This is a genomic window from Daejeonella sp. (assembly GCF_044232565.1).
Classification (GTDB): Bacteria; Bacteroidota; Bacteroidia; order Sphingobacteriales; family Sphingobacteriaceae; genus Daejeonella.
In genome coordinates, this window is the sequence record NZ_JBIILQ010000292.1 from 1 (window position 1) to 3,004 (window position 3,004).

Annotated in this window: 3 protein-coding genes and 1 pseudogene; all 4 read right to left on the bottom strand. The window is 37.7% G+C overall.

Annotated features, from left to right (window positions below):
* On the bottom strand, positions 1-600 hold a 600-nt coding region (locus ACILQF_RS12235; RefSeq protein ID WP_395627686.1), incomplete at its 3' end, for an AMP nucleosidase.
* A 47-nt stretch (positions 601-647) separates the two neighbouring features.
* Positions 648-1,886 (bottom strand): ATP-dependent Clp protease ATP-binding subunit ClpX, encoded by a 1,239-nt coding sequence (gene clpX, locus ACILQF_RS12240; RefSeq protein ID WP_395627687.1) that lies wholly within the window; start codon positions 1,884-1,886, stop codon positions 648-650.
* A gap of 2 nt (positions 1,887-1,888) precedes the next feature.
* The gene (locus ACILQF_RS12245) at positions 1,889-2,587 is read right to left on the bottom strand and encodes an ATP-dependent Clp protease proteolytic subunit (protein WP_395627688.1); all 699 of its coding nucleotides are present in this window, start codon (positions 2,585-2,587) and stop codon (positions 1,889-1,891) included.
* Between the two features lie 95 nt (positions 2,588-2,682).
* Positions 2,683-3,004, bottom strand: a pseudogene (locus ACILQF_RS12250) (trigger factor); the annotation flags it as partial.

Sequence of the window (3,004 nt, forward strand, 5' to 3'; positions counted from 1 at the left end):
TTTAAAACTCTTATCATGCTCCCAAACTCTACGGTTAGTGGTGTATACGGTACCAGTCCAGTAATCACGTGAATGATCACGAATGGTTGTTGAAATAGCTTTTTGTAAAGCGAAGGCTGGTAGTGCCGGGACTTCTGCAGGGAGATAATCATTGGAAGTTCCCTCGCCACGAATTGCTGCAATTGGAAGTATCAAATCCCCAATTTTATTCTTCTTTTTTAGTCCGCCACACTTACCCAAAAACAGAACTGCTTGAGGTTGTATGGCTGTCAGCAGATCCATCATGGTTGCAGCCATCGGACTACCCATACCGAAGTTGATTAGGGTAATTCCATTTGCCGAAACACTTTGCATCGGTTTATCTAATCCTATGATTGGAGCATTATCATTCCATTCCGAAAAGAGATGAAGATATTTAGAAAAATTGGTTAATAGAATGAATCTGCTAAATTCTATTAATGGGCGGCCGGTATAACGAGGCAGCCAATTATTAACAATATCAGTCTTATTTTTTAAACCCGACTTTACAGGAGTTTCTACATCATTCGGCTTTTTTGACACCACTGGGGCTTCAACTATATTTTCTACTTTTTTTCTCATATTTTATTTTTTAATATACAAAAAACCCCGATTGAATCGGGGCTTTTTTATGCAACTTTTAATTTTTTAAGGTCTGAATGTTCAAATTTATCCTTGGCATATTCCAAGGTGATTAATAAATCTTTGGACGTTTTCCCGGATGGTGTTTCATACATCGCATCAATCATGATGGATTCACAAATAGACCTTAGTCCGCGAGCCCCAAGCTTAAACTCCATTGCCTTATCCACAATAAATTCCATCACATCTTTTTCAAATTCAAGATTTACATTTTCATATTCAAACAGCTTTTTATACTGCTTAATCAATGAATTTTTTGGTTCTGTTAAGATGTTCAATAAAGTGTCTCTATCCAGTGGATTGAGGTGAGTAATTACAGGAAGCCTACCAATCAATTCAGGAATTAAACCGAACGATTTTAGATCCTGTGGTGTGATGTATTTATAAAGATTTTTAAGGTCAATTTCAAAATCGTCCTTCTCTACTTTGTAACCAACTGTTTGAGTACGTAGTCTATTGGCGATTTTCTTTTCAATCCCATCAAAAGCACCACCACAAATAAATAGAATATTATCGGTGTTAACCGGAATCATTTTCTGATCAGGATGCTTGCGCCCACCCTGCGGTGGAACATTTACGATGGTACCTTCTAAAATCTTCAATAAGGCTTGCTGCACACCTTCACCCGAAACATCACGAGTAATGGAAGGATTATCGCTTTTACGTGCGATTTTGTCCACCTCATCGATGTAAACGATACCACGTTCTGCAGAGTTTACATCATAATCAGCTGCCTGGAGTAAGCGAGTTAAAATACTCTCTACATCCTCCCCTACGTAACCGGCTTCAGTTAAAACGGTAGCATCACAAATACAAAATGGAACGTTCAATACTTTAGCGATGGTCTTGGCAAGTAGAGTTTTGCCCGTTCCTGTCTCGCCAAGCATAATAATGTTCGACTTCTCTATCTCAACCTCATCTTTGCCAACTTTTTGATTAAGACGCTTGTAATGGTTGTAAACAGCTACCGAAAGTATTTTCTTCGCATGATCTTGCCCAATAACATACTGATCAAGATGCGTTTTTATTTCGATAGGCTTTAAGAGAGTTTCTACAGTTTGAGTAGACTTAGTTTTACGGACATTCAGTTCTTCAGCAAGGATTTGGTTAGCTTGGGTAACACATTTATCGCAAATGTGCGCATCCAAGCCAGCAATCAGCATGAGTGTATCCTGCTTTACAGAACCGCAGAATGAACATTTAACATCTTTATTTCCCTTACTCATTTTTATTTATCTCGAGTTCCAACTAAAACCTCATCAATCATTCCATGATCCTTAGCTTCACCAGCTATCATCCAATAATCGCGATCAGAAGCACGCTCCACCCACTCATAGGTTTGTCCTGAATGCTTGGCAATAATATCGTAAAGTTCTTTTTTAAGCTTAAGCATCTCACGAAGGTTGATTTCCATGTCGGAAGCTACACCCTGAGCACCACCAGAAGGCTGGTGAATCATCACTCTTGAATGAGGCAAAGCCGCTCTTTTTCCTTTAGTACCAGCACAAAGCAATACAGCAGCCATTGAAGCGGCCATACCTGTACAAATTGTTGCTACATCTGGAGTAATGTATTGCATGGTATCGTAAATACCTAAACCTGCGTAAACAGAACCACCTGGAGAATTAATATAGATTTGAATATCCCTCTTTGCATCAGTAGATTGAAGAAATAATAACTGAGCCTGAATGATATTTGCAATACCTTCATGAACTGCATCTCCTAAGAAGATGATTCTATCCATCATCAATCGAGAGAAAACATCCATCTGCGCTACATTTAACTGGCGCTCTTCGATGATGTAAGGAGTCATTGAAGTAGGAATAGACGCATTTTGAACCCTGCCAATAAAACTATCTACATGCTGACTTCCAATGCGATGATGCTTAATCGCATATTTTCTGAATTCGTTCTTATCAATGTTCATTTTGAGATGTTCTAATTAATAGGTTAACACTTATTTTATTACTGCAAAGAATAATCAAAATTAATGGAATGAATAAGACCTAAAACAATTATCTCTTATTTCAATTCCAAGAATTTATTGTACTGAATATCTTTCTTATCTAAGGTAACAACACCTTTTAAATATTCAAATACATGCTGCCCTTTTACTTCTTCAAAGATACGGTTCGCATTTTCTTTATTCTGCAAAAACTGCGCCGTATATTGTCCGAGTTGTTCTTCAGAGAGTGGCTGCGGACTATACATTCTAAATTGTGAATCTAAGCGGTTTTTAGCTGCTGCAAAAACCTCCTCATATTTGATCTCCAATTTATTATCCTTGATGATTTTATTTTCAATTAATGTCCAGCGTAAGTTACGTGCAAAATCATCATAACCT